The organism is Acinetobacter sp. UBA5934 (genome assembly GCF_002430855.1).
GTDB lineage: Bacteria > Pseudomonadota > Gammaproteobacteria > Pseudomonadales > Moraxellaceae > Acinetobacter.
Genome location: NZ_DJDC01000025.1, coordinates 1 through 15,975 on the forward strand (window position 1 = coordinate 1; position 15,975 = coordinate 15,975).

The following is a 15,975-nucleotide window of genomic DNA, read 5'->3' on the forward strand; positions in this document are numbered from 1 at the left end:
TCGCACACATGAATAACGTGGTTAAAATGACAACCTTTTTCCAGCGCTGTAAAGCCATCCAACCACCTGTTTATAAGAAAATTTTTATGATTTTAAAGTAATCAAATTACGACCTTTCATTTCTGCAGGTACAGGAATTTGCATGAGGTTCAACAATGTTGGAGCAACATCTGCAAGCACACCGCCTTCAGCAATGGTGGCAGAAGTCGGGCCGACATAAATAAACGGAACCAGTTCAGTGGTATGTTGAGTATGTACCTGACCACTTTGGTAATCCTGCATTTGCTCTACATTACCATGATCGGCGGTGATCAGCATATGGCCTTTTTGCGCCATGACTGCTTCATATACTCGGCCCAGGCAAGTATCTACTGCTTCAACAGCTTTCACTGCTGCATCGAATACACCGGTATGCCCGACCATATCACCATTGGCAAAGTTCACCACCAACAAGTCATATTCGCCTGAATTAATTGCAGCAACCAGTTCATCGGTCACTTCATAAGCGCTCATTTCAGGCTTAAGATCATAAGTCGCCACATTTGGTGATGGAATCAGAATACGCTTTTCACCCGGGTATTCATCTTCACGGCCACCGCTAAAGAAGAAAGTCACATGCGCATATTTTTCTGTTTCTGCAATACGCAGCTGTGTTTTACCCAAATCCGATAAGTATTCCCCAATCGAGTTTTTCAACGCTTCTGGCATATAGGCCACAGGCGCATCAATGGTCGCCTGGTAACGGGTGAGCATCACAAATTTAGCCAGGTTTGGAACCACTTTACGTTCAAAACCGGCAAAGTCCTTTTCCACAAAGGCTTTGGTAATTTCACGCGCACGGTCAGCACGGAAATTCATGAACACTACGCTGTCACCATCCTGGATTTTTGCCACATCACCAATACGGGTCGCTTTGACAAATTCATCAGACTCATCCGCCGCATAAGCCTGTTCTAAGCCTTCTACCGCTGTTGCCGCTGTACGTACGGCTTCACCTTCGGTCAATAGACGATAAGCCTGTTCAACACGATCCCAACGGTTGTCACGGTCCATAGCGAAATAACGGCCAATCATGGTCGCAATACGACCCTGACCTGGATATTGGGCAAATAATGCATCTAATCTTTCTAGAGATGGCTGCGCGCTTTTCGGCGGTGTATCACGGCCATCTAAAAATGCATGCAGATAAACTTTTGCACCGCGTTTTAATGCCAGTTCAGCCATAGCCACAATATGGTCTTCATGCGAATGTACGCCACCTTGTGACAATAAACCTAAAATATGCACTGCACCATTCGCAGCTTTGGCTTTTTCAACGGCATCGACCAGCACTTCCTGCTCAAAAAAAGCACCGGTACGAATATCTTTGGTAATACGGGTAAAATCCTGATACAGCACGCGACCTGCACCAAGGTTCATATGACCCACTTCAGAGTTGCCCATTTGACCATCAGGCAGGCCAACATCTTCACCTGAACCTGAAATCAAACCATGTGGATGCTTTTGTTGCATAGCAGTTAAATTTGGTCGTTTTGCTGCCAGGTAAGCATTGTCTTCGACCGCTTCGCGATGACCCACACCATCCATAATTACCAATACGTGAGGGATTTTGCCAGCAGTTGCATCCGTCATAATGAACACTCTTTTGTTTACAATTTCATCGTTATATCTTACCGAATTTTCGGTCAAGACTCTATGTGCAGATCATGACTAAAGCTGATCATGCACCTTGTTTTTATCACTGTAGGGTCTGCTAGCGTGCGCGTCGTAGCAAATAACCACCGATCAGCATCATCAGCACAATCGGCACAAACACGAACCAGGCCGGTGATGGGGAATAGACCAGACTTGCATAGCCCAAAAAGTCCTGTAGATAGAAGAATCCCAGGCCAATAAATAAGGCAATGACCAGACGGAAACCCATCGACTGTTGGCGTAAAGGGCCAAAAATAAAGGAACAGGCAATCAGCACCAAGGCAATCAGTGCAAATGGTGAACCGACTTTTTGCCAGAATGCCAGCCTGTAGGTTTTCGGAATCTGGCTATATTCATGCATATAACTCATGAAACTGACCAACTGACTTGGCGATAGCTCTTCCGGGTCAAGCGTGACCATATGCACATATTTCGGTTGCAAAGCCAAAGACAGAGGAAGCTGTTCTGCTCTCACCAGCGAAGCATTGCCTTGCGGCAGAATATCCATCTGTGAAGTGGTTTGTAGATCCCAACTGCCATCTTTTACAAACTGGCCTTTTTCTGCAACCAGCACACCTTTTAATTGATAATCGTCATTAAAATCAACCAACTGAATGTAATTTAGCTGGCCTTTGGCATTGGCATAATCAATATAAATAAAGCGCTGGCCTTCACGGGTCCAATAGCCTCTCACCTCACCCAATGAACTGACACTGCGGTGATCTTTGACGCTTTTGGCCTGCTCATTGGTATAGGGAATGACCCATTCACTGAGTACAAAGGATAAAACCACCAGAATCAGCGCTGAACGAATCACCCAGCCGACAATGCGCCATAAGCTCACCCCGACCGAGCGCATCACCACCAATTCACTATTGGAAGCCAACGTGCCTAAACCCAGCACAGCACCAATCAGGGCAGAAATAGGCAATATTTCATACAGATAACGCGGTGCACCCCACAATACATAGACAAAAGCCTGCCAGGCACCATAGTTTTCATTCAGTGAACCCAATTCACCCAAATAGGTAAACAATACTTGTAAAACTGAAAGTACTGCTGTGGCACCCAACATTGCTAAGGCAGTCGTTTTGGTCACATGTTTCGCAATAATTCGACGTGCTAACATTTTAAGACCTCGCCTGCTGAATTCGTTTCTTGATTTTCGGTGCCAGTTTCTGTTTCCGGGAAAACAGTGCTGCGGTAATAGCATAGACCATCAAAACCACAGGATACGCCCAGATCCCCATTTCATCTTTACTGACCCGGGTTTTAACTGCCATCAAGGCTACAATCAAACTGGAAAAAATCAGTAAAGCCGGGAACAGTTTTAAATAACGGCCTTGACGCGGACTGACCTCACAAAGCGCAATTGCCAGTATTAAAGCAGCCACAATAGAAAATGGCACGAAGATCCGCCAGCCCAGTTCGCTTGCGACCACAGGATCATTACGGTTGTTCCAGAGTTTTGAAATCGGTAGCGCTTCTACTTCAGAACTTTCAAACTTGGCTTCCTGATCACTTTCCAGGCGTAAACGGTAAGACTGAAATTCAGCCTGGGTGTATTTTGGTGTTCTCGGGAAAATTTCATAACGGCGTCCCTGAACCAAATCGACAATACTGGCCGTTTCGTCAGGAGCTTCCACACGGGTGGCTTCTTTGGCCAAAATCATGATGTCAGGTTGACCGGGTTTTTCGGCACGCTGATAGAAAAACACGTCTTTCAGATTACGACGGTCTTCCGACAAATCACCAGCATAAATAGTATAAGGGCCTGAGGAAATAAATTCTTTAGGACGAACCAGGTCAAACCCGGTTCTTACCGCCTGCTTGGTGGTCAGTGCTTCAAACTGGCGAATACCCCAAGGAGACATCCAGATCATTAACACCGTTTGCACAGCAAGAAAAGCCAATGTTAACGGAATGAGTAAACGCCCCAGCTGGTTACGGCTGATACCACTACCATTCAATACCGCCATTTCATGATCGACATAGAGACGACCCAGCACCAGCATCAAGCCAATAAAAAAGCCGAGTGGAAGAATTAAAGTTAAAAATTCTGGCAGTCGATAGCCAATAATGCTGAACAAAATACTGGCATCTAAACGGCCTTGTGCCGCTACACCAAAGTACTTGATCAGTCGACCACCCATCATGATTAAGGTCAATAAAGCAATCACTACCAAGGAGGTAGACAGCACTTGCTTGACCAGATAACGCCGAATAATCAAATTAATTCTTCCAAAAAAAGGGCAAATAAAAACTAGCGCTAGTTTACCCGAATGGTGAAAATATAAAACCTATACTGTTGTTGCGCATTGAAACTCTATTCATAGAAATGTTTCAATGGTTTAATGGTTTGCAATCTTTCAAAGGCATGAATACAAAACATGAAACTGACAATTAATACGTCATTCCAAGAGAATGCATCTAGCCCATATTTGTTGATATTAGTTGATTCTGAGCAGTTGCAAAAGGTCTCTACAACTTATCAAATCAATGATTTAAATAGTTTAGTCGAAGCAGCACAATTCAAAGCGAGCCTAGGCGAATCTTTACCCCTGATCGGGAAAGTAGCGGCATGTCTGAATACCACGCTGATTGGCCTGGATAAAGCAGCTGAAATTCAGCCGGCTAAATTAGCAAAAATTGCACAAACCATTATCAAAGCGTCACAAAAAAAATTCAAACAGATCAGCATTGATATTTCTGCTCTCGCTCCAGAGCAGCATTATTTATTTGCACTGGCGCTGACTCAGGCAAGTTACGCCTTTGATGAATACAAATCCAAGAAAAATGAATTTGTGCTTGAACAAATTCAGCTGATTGCTGCAAACAGTAGCTTAACCCCGCAGCAGTTAAGTTTGATTCATGCAGTGCAATCCGGTCAGAACCTGGCCCGTGATTTAGGCAACCGTCCAGGCAATATCTGTTTTCCTGAATATCTGGCAGAACAGGCCCAAGCCTTGGCTGCAGAATATCCGGACTTGCTGAAAGTGACGGTAATCAATGAACAGCAAATGGCAGACTTGGGCATGAATGCCTTCCTTGCCGTGAGCAAAGGTTCAGACCGTCCAGGTCGTGTAATTACCCTTGAATATAAAGCTCATACCGAACAAGCGCCTGTTGTACTGGTCGGTAAAGGCGTAACCTTTGATACAGGCGGTATTTCACTCAAGCCGGGTCTGGGCATGGATGAAATGAAATTCGACATGTGCGGCGCAGCATCAGTACTGGGCACCATGCGTGCGCTGTGCGAATCTAAACTACCGATTCATGTGGTCGGTGCCATTGCCGCGGCTGAAAATATGCCTTCAGGTCATGCCACCCGTCCGGGTGATATCGTGACCACCATGAGTGGTCAAACAGTGGAAATTTTAAATACCGATGCCGAAGGCCGTTTGGTGCTATGCGACACCCTGACGTACATCAAGCGTTTTAATCCGGCGCTGGTGATTGATATTGCAACCTTGACCGGTGCCTGTGTAGTCGCTTTGGGTTCAGTATTGTCAGGTTTATTTACCCCGGATGACGAATTGGCTGCTGAAATTACCGCTGCCGGCCAGGCTTCTTTTGACCGGGTATGGCGCATGCCGGTAATTGACGACTATCAGGAACAGCTGGATTCGCCATTTGCCGATATTGGCAATATTGGTGGACCTAAAGCCGGTTCTGTGACTGCTGCATGTTTCTTGCAACGTTTTACCCGTGAATATCGCTGGGCACATCTAGATGTTGCCGGTACCGCGTGGAACTCAGGTACAGCCAAAGGTGCAACCGGTCGTCCAGTGCCATTACTGGTTCAGTTTCTGGCTAATCGTGTGCAGTCGAATGGCTAAAGTCAGCTTTTACCTGTTTGAAAAAAGCAATGAACGGCAAGTGCAAAGCACTTGCCGTTTGTGCCGCAAGATTCTGAAACAGCCTGCACAGATCTGGCTGTATTGCGAAAATATTGACTTGCAACAGCAGCTTGATGAACAATTGTGGAGTTTTGATCCCAGCAGTTTTATTCCTCATGGCATTGATCAGGAAAATGCCACGATTTGCATTTCATCCCGTTTGCCGGAACAATCGGACTGGATCGTGTTTAATTTTAACAATCAAGCCCTTGAACAGATTAATAAATTTAGTCACATTATAGAAATCATCGAAAATAATGAATCGGCAAAACAACTGGGTCGTGAAAAATTTAAGCAATATCGACGCTTAGGTATTGAGCCACAAACGTTCAAGCTTTAACCGATCAATTGAAATAAGGAGTGATGTGGTGGCATTAAATGTCGGTCAAGATTTTAAACAGCGCTGGTTAAACGTACCTGAAGCTGTTCGTCAGGCATTTATAGATGACCTACACCGCGTCTGCAATGTCCTCAAACCTGAAACCAATATTCATAAGTGGCTGGAAAAAGACAAAGAAGCCCAGCAGCAATCTTATGAAAAAATTGAACGTGCGTATGTCGAACGAAAAGCTCAGCTGATTGAAGAAGCGCGTATGCGCAAGCAGCGTGCTTTAGAACAGTCGCTGGAAAATAAGCGTGCCGAGCAGGCGGCTTATGCACAGGCATTACAGTTAGATGAAGAAAGACAGTTTGCCGAACAAGTTCATACCCTGGCTTTTATGCGTCAAAATATAGAACGTGAAACCCAAATCTATACCGCGCGCTATCATAAGAATCCGGAAGGCAGTGCCATGAACTTTGCCAAAGGCATGCGATCGATTCCGGATACGAAAATATTATCGGAACTGGAAAGTGTGCGTTTACGTCTGGAACTGGAAGCTGAAACGCTGATTGAGCAAGCGGTGACGGTATTCCGCGCCAAGCTACTTCAGGCCAGTCAGGAAGAAATTGAATATATTTTAAAACATTCCAATTTATCTACCGATAAACCTGCGTCTTAAGGTTTGGTCATGCTGGTTTGAGGCATTTTTTAATGTTATTGCTATGATAAAAACAGTCCATTTCGGTGGACTTTTTATTGAGCTCATTATTTGAAATGACTATTGAACCTCACTTTAAACTACTAAAATTAAAACAAGTCCACGGCGAGACCCAGCATATTGCCTGCCCCATAGCCGATTCCCAGTAGTACCGCAATCCAGATTAAACCGCCGGCCACGTTATACAGCATAAAACTCAGGATATTCATATGCCCTGCCCCTGCAGCAAAGGGTGCAAAGGAACGGACAAAAGGCACAAAGCGGGCCACCAGAATGGTTTTACCACCATGCTTGGTAAAATAATGGTTGGTTTTCAGGATATATGCCGGTTTTAAGAAGCGGGAATGTTCATGGAAAAATTTAAAGCCCAAAATCTTCCCGGTATAGTAATTGACGATATAACCCAATACCGCAGCTATAAATAGCAACAGTCCCATGGTGTTTAAATGGATCACATCTGTGGTTGAGCAGAGGGCACCAATTGCAATCAGTAGGCTGTCCCCCGGCAAGAAGAACATAAACACAGAACCGGTTTCTGCAAAGATAATCAGAAATAAAATGGCATAGATCCATAGACCATACTGATCCAGTAAAGTCGGTAACCATTGTTCGATATGCATTATAAAATCAAGCATTTACCGATACCCTTTGCCATCTTGATATGTGCATCACAGATTAAAAACCATCGCTCATCAATAAAAAAACAGCCTGACTTTTCAATCAGACTGTTCTCTATTCTAGGGACTTTTACTTCAAGAAGCCATTTTCTGCTAAAAATGCCATGCTCAATTTAGACTGTTCCTTGACTTCAGCGGCTTTATCACCCAGCATTAAACGCTCGATATAACGCGCCAACACATCCACTTCCAGATTCACTTTTGCCCCGGTTTTCCAGGTGCCAATATTGGTTCGTTCAGCCGTATGTGGAATCAGATTCAGACTGATAATATTGCCACGTAAATGGTTAATGGTCAGGCTAATGCCGTCCACGGTCACCGAGCCTTTTTCGGCCAGATATTTGGCAATTTCTGCCGGTGCCGTCACTTCATAATAAATAGAACGGGCATCTTTACGTACCAGTGTAATTTCACCGACTGCGTCGACATGACCACTAACAATATGTCCGCCAAAACGGGTGGTTGGCAACATGGCTTTTTCCACATTGACCGGCTGACCGACTTTCCAGGTACCAAGTGTCGTACGGTTTAAACTTTCGCGCGAAACGTCAGCAGCATACCAGTTATCACCCCATTCAATCACGGTCAGGCAAATACCATTGGTAGCAATTGAATCACCTAAATGCACATCAGACATGTCGAGATCAGTGCCAATACGCAAACGTACATCACCGCCTACGCTTTGCAAGCTTTCCACTTTACCTAAACTTTCAATAATGCCTGTAAACATAACTTTTTCTCTAATTCTGTCGTTGTTTTACCACAATGCCAGTTGTGTACTTACACCGGTCGTATCTACACCACCCAGTTCAGCAAAATGATACAGCTGACCCAACAGTTGGCGCAGTGGCGGACCCGATTTGGCATGCGTATCGGTAATCACAATAAATTCTAGCACACGTGCACGTTCTGACTGGCGCTGCTTGCTGACCCGATAACGCGGTACGTCTTGCGTCAATAAGGTTACGCGACCACGTTTTAAGTTGGCCTGCAGCAAATCGCCTGCTTCAATATTACCATCGGTCGAATAGCTGGTCAGAATATAACGTGCATTAATGGTTGCCAATAATTTTTCATAAGCTTCTTTGGCATGCTTGGAAGAATTGTACTGGCTCGGACGTTCTTTACGCCATGCACGGTCAATCCCGCTTTTAAAGCCTTTGGTGTCGGGACTCGGTAAATCGACCTGATCCCACAGCGTCAAGGCATTCAATACATGATAGTTACTGCTATAGGCATGCTGGTTATAAGGCGGATCCAGATAAGCCACATCCACTTCAAAATTACTCATCTGGTTAGCAAGATGCTGTGCATCAACACACCACATCTCTGCGGCCGGTTTTTTCGGCTCACCAATCTCGCAGAAACGGCTTGGGGTCAGCCAGAGCAATGATTCAATTCGCTCCAAAGCAGTTTGGGTTTTACCGCCCCAGCCATGGTGGAAACTTTTGAATACTCCTGAAGTATTACTGACAAAACTGGCTGAATACAGCAAAGGTGCAAGTAAGGCCGACATCTCGACATCATCAATCGCGCCTTGTGCCTGCCAGGTTGCAATCTGCTGGCGGATGGCATCAATGCGCATCCCGTTACGGCGTTTAAAGAATAAACGGTCGCGGGTCGGATCATAGATTTCATCATTGCGTGGACACAGGTTATGCGTCACCCAACCTTTCACTTCAGGCAAACGGTTCAGATAATCAATAGCTTTTTGATACCCACCCAGCTCTTTAAATGCCGGCGCTTCAACACAAGATAAAATCGCACTGTTTAACGCATGACTATATGGTTCCCAGTCATTGGCAATGACCCGATAACCATTTTGCCGCGCCAGACGCGAAACCACCCCAGAACCGGCAAAAAAGTCGGCAAAAATAGGCGCACGGCCCTTATGGGTATTTAAGGTTCCCGTGCTCTCAAGCGCTTCCAAAATCAGATGCAATAAACGGCGTTTATTCCCCAAATAGGGAACGAGCTGATTGAAAAGGTATTCATCTGTGGTACGTGCTGAATGACGACGTTTATGATAAACCGAAGACTCTGAATTCATACTGTCTCTTGAGAAGGGATTAACCTTAAGCGCACATCATTCCCGACTTGGGTCAGGTCTATGAGCTTAAATCGAAGTTGCTCTGCCATACGGTCAAATTCCGCATTAAACATCGCACGAGCTGTTTGACCTAAAAAGGTCGGTGCAACATAGCTGATCATTTCATCGACCAAATGCTGCTGCAAAAAGGCCGTGGATAATGTTGCCCCTGCTTCCACCAGCACATCATAAATCTGATGCTGGGTAGATAAGGTCTGTAGCAAGTCTTTTAAAGGCTGTACGGGCAATTGTAGCACGCCTAAATCGACAAGTTCCTGACGCAGCGGTCCCATCACTATGACCGTTTCGGGTTGCTGCAGTATTTTTGCAGTCAGCGGTAAACGCCCTTGGCGATCCAGTATCAGACGTTTGGGCTGAACGATGGTGGCGATGTCTGCAACACCATTGAGCTGACGCACATTCAGCTGACAATCATCCGCCAGAACTGTTTCAATGCCAGTAATTACGACACCGGAAATGGCACGCCAGTGCTGTACATCCTGACGGGCCTCGCTTCCAGTAATCCATTTCGACTCACCCGAGGCCATAGCGGTACGCCCATCCAGACTGGACGCCACTTTTAGACGTACATAAGGCATGCCGCTGGCCATGGCTTTTAAAAAACCGCGATTGAGCTGTGCTGCATCCTGTTCACAGATACCCATTTCAACTGCAATGCCAGCATCTTTTAGAATTTGTACACCCTTGCCAGCCACCAGCGGATTGGGATCTGGACAGGCCACAATGACTTTCGCTACCCCTGCTTCAACCAGACCTTTAGCACACGGCGGGGTACGGCCATAATGTGCGCAAGGCTCCAAAGTCACATACGCTGTTGCACCCTGGGTGTGTTTACCGGCCTGACGCATGGCAAACACTTCGGCATGCGGCTGTCCTGCTTTAGGATGAAAGCCCTCACCCACCAATTGACCATCTTTAACAATGACACAGCCAACATTCGGATTGGGCTTAGTTGAATATTGTCCAAGTTGTGCTAACTCAATCGCACGTTGCATCCAGAGCTGATCTGACTGAATGGAATCTTGTTTTAACTCGGACATTGCATGGCTCTTGGAAAATAAAATTTTAGTGTTCGCGCTGTTGCATCTGTTCAATTTGACGACGAAAGGCTTCCACATCCTGGAAATCTTGATAGACCGAGGCAAAACGGACATACGCCACATGATCGAGGGCAAATAAAGCCTGCATGACAATTTCACCAATGGTCCGGGATTTTACATCTCGTTCACCTAAACGGCGAATCTGCAACTGGATATCGCTCAGTACTGTCTCAATCTGCTCTTGGGTCACCGGTCTTTTTTGCAAAGCATGCATCAGCGAACGACGCATTTTTGCTTCGTCAAACGGTTCACTCTTACCATCAGATTTAATCACCCGTGGCATCACCACTTCATAGGTTTCAAAGGTGGTAAAACGTTCTCCGCAGCTGATACATTCACGACGTCGACGAATCTGGCAGCCTTCGGCAGCCAAACGCGAATCAATCACTTTACTATCTGCAGCGTTGCAAAATGGACAATGCATAGCGGTTTAATTGAACAAATCAAATCGGATTTAGAGTGTAGCAAAAATTCTGTGCTTTGTAGAGGCTTACGCAAGATATGGAAAAAAAACAGCCCTTCCGGGCTGTTTCACACAATATATTGATTATGTCGTTTAGTGTTTATTCTACTCGTTCGCCATGTTGACTTAAGTCTAGACCCATACGTTCGTCATCATTGGCAACACGGATACCAATCACCAGATCAATCACTTTCAGAATGATGAAGGTCAATACTGCAGAGTAAGCGATGGTTGCCAGGACACCTTCAAGTTGTACCCATAATTGATGCATCATATCTGTCGGTACTTTATCGCCCATGATGAATTCACTGGCAAATACAGCAGTCAGGATTGCACCGACAATACCACCTACACCATGCAGACCAAAGGCATCCAAAGAGTCATCTGCTTTAAGTGCACGTTTAAGCGCTGTAATGCCCCAGAAGCAGACTACACCACCAATCAGACCCATGGCTAAAGCACCACCTACAGTCACGAAACCTGCTGCTGGTGTAATCACCACCAGACCGGCAACTGCGCCAGATGCACCGCCCAATACAGACGCTTTACCACGAATCACTTTTTCAGTAATTAACCAGGAGATTGCAGCAGCCGCAGCAGCAACTTGAGTCACCACAAGTGCATAACCTGCTGAACCATTTGCACCGAGTGCAGAACCACCATTGAAACCGAACCAACCCACCCAGATTAAGCTAGCACCCACTACAGTCAATGCCAAGTTATGCGGAGCCATTGATTCACGGCCCAAGCCCATACGTTTACCCAGCATGTAAGCAGCAACCAAACCTGCAACACCCGAGTTGATATGTACAACAGTACCGCCAGCGAAGTCTAATGCGCCGTCATTGCCTAACCAGCCGCCACCCCATACCCAGTGGGTAATTGGCGCGTAAACAATCACACTCCAAAGCGTAATGAATGCAACGAAAGCACCAAATTTCATACGTTCTGCAATCGAACCGGTAATAATAGCTACAGTAATGATGGCAAAAGTCATTTGGAAAATGACAAATAGAATTTCTGGAATGGTTCCGGTTAAGGCATCTGTGGTAATTCCAGAAAGCATGACTTTATCCAGATTACCAATGAAAGCATTACCGCTACCAAAAGCCAGGGTATAACCAATCACCACCCAGGTAATACTGACAATGGCTGCAGCAACAAAGCTATGTGCCATAGTGCCTAGAACGTTTTTCTTACGCACCATACCGCCGTAGAATAATGCGAGGCCTGGAATAGTCATGAGTAAAACCAGTGCTGTAGATACTAAAATCCACGACGTGTCACCTGTATCTAATTTTGGTTCTTCTTCGGCAGGTGCTGGTGTTTGTTCAGCTGGAGCAGGCGCCGCAGCTAATTCAGAATTTGTTGTTTCAGTAGTTTCAGTGACTACTACATTTTCAGAAGGAGTGGATGCTGCTGTTAGCGCTTCTTCAGCCCATGCAACAGAACCACCTAAAAGTGCGCCAGATAAACTCAGCGCAATCAGCATTTTTTTCATTCGTATCCCCCAACCTAGTTTTTTTGAGTTACTAGCTACTCAGCAAACTTCATGCCAAATTAAACAGCATCTGCACCTGTTTCACCGGTACGGATACGGATGACTTGTTCTAAATTAGTAACGAAAATTTTACCGTCACCAATTTTACCTGTGCTTGCCACGCGAGTAATCGATTCAATCACTGAATCAACCATTTCATCGCTAATCGCGATTTCAATTTTTACTTTAGGCAGAAAATCAACAACATATTCTGCACCACGGTAAAGTTCAGTATGACCTTTTTGACGACCAAAGCCTTTGACTTCAGTTACAGTGATCCCTTGAACACCAATGTCAGAGAGTGCTTCACGCACATCGTCTAATTTAAAGGGTTTTACAATTGCAGTTACGAGCTTCATGTTTTGTTTTCCTTCGGCTTCTTTCACCAGTAAGGTTTTATGTTCAAATTTCGTGCCAAAAATTCTAAGGTTGGGGGGAATAGAAATTTCGACACGAGTTTTCTTTATAACCTATTTTATACTTTTACATGAAGTCTGAGTTTTAAAAAGTAGACATTTTTACTATAAAATTAACGATTTTACATATCAGATAAAGCGGTATCCGGTCGTGTAGGGCTATGGTCCAGGTAGGAGCAATGTTACACTACAGCCACTTCTCCATCCTTATATGGACACTGCAATGATTGAAACCTTATTACAAGCCATCATGGAACAACTCGATCAACCGAAAAAAGATATTGAACATAATTTACGGGCCTTGCTGAATGAAGCAGTCAGCAAGATGGATCTGGTTTCCAAAGATGAAATTGAACGTCAACGTACCGCATTAAATAATGCCAACCTACGCTTGAATGAACTGCTTAAACAAGTTGAAGCTTTAGAAATTAAAATCAAGAATAATAAATAAGCACTTTTTTAGTGCATAAAAAGACCAAAAACGATTAAAAATAACGCACTACAATGGAACAATAATAAATGTCTTTTGCGAAAATTTACACTCGAGGTCTGCTTGGACTTCATGCGCCTTTAATTGAGGTGGAAGTTCATGTCAGTCAGGGTTTACCTTCTTTAACCATTGTCGGACTTCCTGAAGCAGCAGTCCGTGAAAGTAAGGACCGGGTACGTTCGGCCATTATCAATAGTGGTTTCCAGTTTCCCACCAAACGTCTCACCATCAATTTAGCGCCTGCAGACTTGCCTAAAGATGGCTCACGCCTGGATTTGCCCATTGCTTTAGGAATTCTGATTGCCTCAGGGCAACTGCCTGAAAATGTGACCGATCAGCTGGAATTTATTGGTGAACTGGCGCTGGATGGTCAGCTTCGTCCCATCAGCGGCATTTTAAGTATTGCCATTGCCTGCCAGCAGTCTGGACATCAACTGATTTTGCCAGAACAGAATGCTCCGGATGCTTCACAATTGCCCAATTTTGAAGTATTTGCAGCCCATCATTTGAAAGATGTCTGCGAACATTTATCCAAGCAACATCCGCTGCCACAGTATCAGGCCAACACTACCAGTCCTATAGACCAATACAAATTTGATTTAGCCGATGTCAAAGGTCAATTGCGGCCACGGCGTGCTTTGGAAATAGCAGCGGCCGGCGGCCATTCCTTATTGTTTAAAGGCCCGCCGGGTACTGGAAAAACCCTGTTGGCTTCACGACTGGCCAGTATCTTGCCACCGTTGGACATGCAGGAAAATTTAGAAGTAGCCAGTATTTATTCAGTGGCAAATAGCTCGCATCCCTTTGGACAGCGCCCTTTTCGTGCGCCACATCATACCGCCTCTGCGATTGCCTTGGTCGGTGGCGGTTCACATCCCAAACCTGGGGAAATTACCTTGGCCCATTTGGGCGTACTGTTTTTAGATGAGCTGCCCGAATTTGATCGCAAAGTCTTGGAAGTGTTAAGGCAACCGCTGGAATCGAAAGAAATTGTCATTTCTCGGGCCTCTAGACAGATTACCTTTCCGGCAAACTTTCAACTGATTGCAGCAATGAATCCCTGTCCTTGCGGCTATGCGTTTAATCAGGATATTCGCTGTCAATGTTCAGCAGATGCGATTAAACGTTACCAGAACCGGATTTCAGGTCCACTCCTGGATCGGATTGACCTGCATATTGATGTGCCGCCTTTACAAGCGCATGAATTACAGGATAGCTCACCAGTTGAAAATTCACAGACAGTACGGCAACGGGTGATTCAGGCCTATGAACAGCAAATCCAACGACAAAAATGCCTGAATCATGCTTTAACGCCGCAACAGCTGGAACAGTTTGCCTCTCTCGATGCGCAGGCACAGAAAATTATGGAAATGGCACAGCAACGCTTAAACCTGTCTGCCCGGGCTTATCATCGGGTCTTACGTGTCGCACGAAGCATTGCCGATTTATCGCAGCATGCTGACATTCAAAGCCAGCATTTAACTGAAGCTTTGTCCTATCGGACGCAACAGGGCTAATCGAAATGCATAATTTACTTATTCGTAGTGAAAATCCGGCTGATCATGCTGCAATTAGCCAGGTGATTGAACAGGCATTTAAAAAGCAACCCTATTCCAGTCATCACGAACAGTTCATTGTCGCTGCACTGCGCAAGGCCAATGCACTGACCATTTCTTTGGTCGCTATTTTAAATCAGCATATTGTCGGACATGTGGCAATCTCACCTGTGCAAATTTCTTCAGGTGTACCGGGTTGGTATGGCTTGGGTCCGGTCGCGGTTTTACCCGAATGGCAACTGCAAAGGATCGGTTCAGCACTCATCCAGGCTGCTTTGGTTCAATTAAAAGCTCATGCAGCAAAAGGTTGTGTGGTTTTAGGTGATCCGGATTTTTATGCCGAATTTGGCTTTAAAGCCGCGCCTGAACTTATTTTAGAAAACACCCCACCCGAATATTTTCAAGCGTTGGTTTTTGAGGGAAATTTTCCACAAGGTACTGTGACTTATCATGAAGCTTTTAATGCAAGCTCCTAATATTGAATCAAATAAAAAGCGATTCACAAGAATCGCCTTTTAGTATTCATTAACTTAGAAGCTGTATGATAAGCCCAGTACCACTTTATTTTTTTGCTTGGTATCCAGACGGTCATAACCACCTAGAATATAATCTAGGCTCATAGTAGCGCCACTGTCAGCAAGAGGATGACTTAACCCTACAGTGAAATGACGGAAACCAAAAGTTTCGGTCGTACCTTCTTCAGGAATAAAATCACCTGCGCTATCGTTATAGTAGTAAAGACCTAGCTTGGTATTCAAAGTAAAATCACGCGGCAATCCGTAACTATAGCTGCCCAAGAAATAGGTATCACCTGTATTACCCCAAGTTGTATCCTCAAGCAAAGTTTGCGCGGTAATACCAAGACCCTTATAATTCAAGCCCAACATGGTTTCGAAACCATTTGCATCACTTGTACCTAAGTCATAATAATAATAATAAGTAAAACCGAGTGTATAGCCTAGATCTTCAGTGATTGCTCCTTTATAACC

At 45.0% G+C, this 15,975-nt stretch carries 16 protein-coding genes and 1 pseudogene; 6 read left to right on the forward strand and 11 right to left on the reverse strand.

The features are described from left to right. Nucleotides 1-84: 84 nt before the first annotated feature. The 3 genes from gpmI to lptF all read right to left on the reverse strand — a co-directional run bounded on the left by gpmI (nt 85) and on the right by lptF (nt 3,926). Nucleotides 85-1,632, reverse strand: a complete 1,548-nt coding sequence (gene gpmI, locus B2Y23_RS01675; protein WP_291368623.1) for a 2,3-bisphosphoglycerate-independent phosphoglycerate mutase — start codon at nt 1,630-1,632, stop codon at nt 85-87. Between the two features lie 121 nt (nt 1,633-1,753). Then, nucleotides 1,754-2,824 (reverse strand): LPS export ABC transporter permease LptG, encoded by a 1,071-nt coding sequence (gene lptG, locus B2Y23_RS01680; RefSeq protein WP_291355813.1) that lies wholly within the window; start codon nt 2,822-2,824, stop codon nt 1,754-1,756. A gap of 1 nt (nt 2,825) precedes the next feature. Then, nucleotides 2,826-3,926 carry an LPS export ABC transporter permease LptF gene (gene lptF / locus B2Y23_RS01685; protein ID WP_291355815.1) on the reverse strand — a complete coding sequence of 367 codons (1,101 nt, stop codon included), beginning with the start codon at nt 3,924-3,926 and terminating at the stop codon, nt 2,826-2,828. Between the two features lie 159 nt (nt 3,927-4,085). On the opposite strand from lptF, the gene B2Y23_RS01690 reads away from it, so the two are divergent. From B2Y23_RS01690 to blhA, 3 genes are read left to right on the forward strand one after another with little or no spacing between them, the layout of a single operon-like run. After that, nucleotides 4,086-5,534 carry a leucyl aminopeptidase gene (locus B2Y23_RS01690; RefSeq protein ID WP_291368625.1) on the forward strand — a complete coding sequence of 483 codons (1,449 nt, stop codon included), beginning with the start codon at nt 4,086-4,088 and terminating at the stop codon, nt 5,532-5,534. Continuing rightward, complete coding sequence (locus B2Y23_RS01695; RefSeq protein WP_291368627.1) at nt 5,527-5,934, forward strand: DNA polymerase III subunit chi; 408 nt, start codon at nt 5,527-5,529, stop codon at nt 5,932-5,934. The genes B2Y23_RS01690 and B2Y23_RS01695 overlap by 8 nt, the downstream gene beginning before the upstream one ends. 25 nt (nt 5,935-5,959) lie before the next feature. After that, complete coding sequence (blhA, locus tag B2Y23_RS01700) at nt 5,960-6,595, forward strand: cell division protein BlhA (protein WP_291368630.1); 636 nt, start codon at nt 5,960-5,962, stop codon at nt 6,593-6,595. A 128-nt stretch (nt 6,596-6,723) separates the two neighbouring features. Here the strand turns inward: blhA and B2Y23_RS01705 are convergent, their stop codons facing one another. The 7 genes from B2Y23_RS01705 to glnK form a co-directional block, all read right to left on the reverse strand. After that, nucleotides 6,724-7,269, reverse strand: a complete 546-nt coding sequence (locus B2Y23_RS01705) for a VTT domain-containing protein (RefSeq protein WP_291368632.1) — start codon at nt 7,267-7,269, stop codon at nt 6,724-6,726. 112 nt (nt 7,270-7,381) lie between these two features. Further along, the gene (locus B2Y23_RS01710; RefSeq protein WP_291368634.1) at nt 7,382-8,041 is read right to left on the reverse strand and encodes a riboflavin synthase; all 660 of its coding nucleotides are present in this window, start codon (nt 8,039-8,041) and stop codon (nt 7,382-7,384) included. 27 nt (nt 8,042-8,068) lie between these two features. Further along, on the reverse strand, nt 8,069-9,361 hold the full coding sequence (locus tag B2Y23_RS01715) for a DNA adenine methylase (protein ID WP_291368636.1): 1,293 nt from the start codon (nt 9,359-9,361) through the stop codon (nt 8,069-8,071). Further along, the gene (gene ribD, locus B2Y23_RS01720; RefSeq protein ID WP_291368638.1) at nt 9,358-10,461 is read right to left on the reverse strand and encodes a bifunctional diaminohydroxyphosphoribosylaminopyrimidine deaminase/5-amino-6-(5-phosphoribosylamino)uracil reductase RibD; all 1,104 of its coding nucleotides are present in this window, start codon (nt 10,459-10,461) and stop codon (nt 9,358-9,360) included. Before ribD ends, B2Y23_RS01715 begins: the two co-directional genes overlap by 4 nt. 25 nt (nt 10,462-10,486) lie before the next feature. Beyond that, nucleotides 10,487-10,945 carry a transcriptional regulator NrdR gene (nrdR, locus tag B2Y23_RS01725; protein WP_086174158.1) on the reverse strand — a complete coding sequence of 153 codons (459 nt, stop codon included), beginning with the start codon at nt 10,943-10,945 and terminating at the stop codon, nt 10,487-10,489. A 139-nt stretch (nt 10,946-11,084) separates the two neighbouring features. Further along, nucleotides 11,085-12,485: an ammonium transporter gene (locus B2Y23_RS01730; RefSeq protein WP_291355833.1), complete on the reverse strand. Its 1,401-nt coding sequence runs from the start codon at nt 12,483-12,485 to the stop codon at nt 11,085-11,087. 59 nt (nt 12,486-12,544) lie between these two features. Beyond that, nucleotides 12,545-12,883, reverse strand: a complete 339-nt coding sequence (gene glnK, locus B2Y23_RS01735; RefSeq protein ID WP_086174160.1) for a P-II family nitrogen regulator — start codon at nt 12,881-12,883, stop codon at nt 12,545-12,547. A 280-nt stretch (nt 12,884-13,163) separates the two neighbouring features. Between glnK and B2Y23_RS01740 the strand changes: the two genes are divergently transcribed. The 3 genes from B2Y23_RS01740 to B2Y23_RS01750 all read left to right on the forward strand — a co-directional run bounded on the left by B2Y23_RS01740 (nt 13,164) and on the right by B2Y23_RS01750 (nt 15,462). Then, nucleotides 13,164-13,391: an accessory factor UbiK family protein gene (locus tag B2Y23_RS01740; RefSeq protein WP_291368640.1), complete on the forward strand. Its 228-nt coding sequence runs from the start codon at nt 13,164-13,166 to the stop codon at nt 13,389-13,391. A gap of 68 nt (nt 13,392-13,459) precedes the next feature. After that, entirely contained in the window at nt 13,460-14,947 is a 1,488-nt protein-coding gene (locus B2Y23_RS01745; protein ID WP_291368642.1) for a YifB family Mg chelatase-like AAA ATPase, read from the forward strand. 5 nt (nt 14,948-14,952) lie between these two features. Beyond that, nucleotides 14,953-15,462, forward strand: coding sequence for a GNAT family N-acetyltransferase (locus B2Y23_RS01750; RefSeq protein ID WP_291368644.1), 510 nt, complete (start codon nt 14,953-14,955; stop codon nt 15,460-15,462). A 54-nt stretch (nt 15,463-15,516) separates the two neighbouring features. Here B2Y23_RS01750 and B2Y23_RS01755 read toward each other — a convergent pair. Further along, nucleotides 15,517-15,975, reverse strand: a pseudogene (locus tag B2Y23_RS01755) (hypothetical protein); the annotation flags it as partial.

Coding starts and splice junctions, on each gene's coding strand:
- gpmI (WP_291368623.1), bottom strand. CDS start 1,632: ATGACGGATGCAACTGCTGGCAAAATCCCTCACGTATTGGTAATTATG.
- lptG (WP_291355813.1), bottom strand. CDS start 2,824: ATGTTAGCACGTCGAATTATTGCGAAACATGTGACCAAAACGACTGCC.
- B2Y23_RS01690 (WP_291368625.1), top strand. CDS start 4,086: ATGAAACTGACAATTAATACGTCATTCCAAGAGAATGCATCTAGCCCA.
- B2Y23_RS01695 (WP_291368627.1), top strand. CDS start 5,527: ATGGCTAAAGTCAGCTTTTACCTGTTTGAAAAAAGCAATGAACGGCAA.
- B2Y23_RS01705 (WP_291368632.1), bottom strand. CDS start 7,269: ATGCTTGATTTTATAATGCATATCGAACAATGGTTACCGACTTTACTG.
- B2Y23_RS01710 (WP_291368634.1), bottom strand. CDS start 8,041: ATGTTTACAGGCATTATTGAAAGTTTAGGTAAAGTGGAAAGCTTGCAA.
- B2Y23_RS01715 (WP_291368636.1), bottom strand. CDS start 9,361: ATGAATTCAGAGTCTTCGGTTTATCATAAACGTCGTCATTCAGCACGT.
- ribD (WP_291368638.1), bottom strand. CDS start 10,461: ATGTCCGAGTTAAAACAAGATTCCATTCAGTCAGATCAGCTCTGGATG.
- nrdR (WP_086174158.1), bottom strand. CDS start 10,945: ATGCATTGTCCATTTTGCAACGCTGCAGATAGTAAAGTGATTGATTCG.
- B2Y23_RS01730 (WP_291355833.1), bottom strand. CDS start 12,485: ATGAAAAAAATGCTGATTGCGCTGAGTTTATCTGGCGCACTTTTAGGT.
- glnK (WP_086174160.1), bottom strand. CDS start 12,883: ATGAAGCTCGTAACTGCAATTGTAAAACCCTTTAAATTAGACGATGTG.
- B2Y23_RS01740 (WP_291368640.1), top strand. CDS start 13,164: ATGATTGAAACCTTATTACAAGCCATCATGGAACAACTCGATCAACCG.
- B2Y23_RS01745 (WP_291368642.1), top strand. CDS start 13,460: ATGTCTTTTGCGAAAATTTACACTCGAGGTCTGCTTGGACTTCATGCG.
- B2Y23_RS01750 (WP_291368644.1), top strand. CDS start 14,953: ATGCATAATTTACTTATTCGTAGTGAAAATCCGGCTGATCATGCTGCA.